The organism is Clostridium pacaense, from assembly GCF_020709765.2.
Lineage (GTDB): Bacteria > Bacillota > Clostridia > Lachnospirales > Lachnospiraceae > Enterocloster > Enterocloster hominis.
Genome location: NZ_JAJFEB020000182.1, coordinates 1 through 244, shown reverse-complemented (window position 1 = coordinate 244; position 244 = coordinate 1). Strand labels below are relative to the sequence as shown.

Genomic DNA, 244 nt, shown 5'->3' with positions numbered 1-244 from the left:
GTGCGGTGCATGGCGGAACGCGCGTGCCTGGTGGAAGGGAATCTGTCGGATACCATTGACCAGCTCTATGAGGGCCAGTGGCTTAATAAGGCAACCAAGGATAATTACCATACCATCCGTATCCTGGGCAAAAAGGCTGTCCATGAAGGGGATGATGCCGCGTATGATGACAATCAGGCATACCAGATGCTGACAAAGGAGGTCTATGTGTTTGCCAACGAGTTTTCGGGGGGGCGGTCATCCA

The 244-nt window shown here is 53.3% G+C and carries 1 pseudogene; it reads left to right on the top strand.

What is annotated here, in order from left to right:
- Positions 1-244: pseudogene (locus LK536_RS58975) on the top strand (SH3 domain-containing protein); the annotation flags it as partial.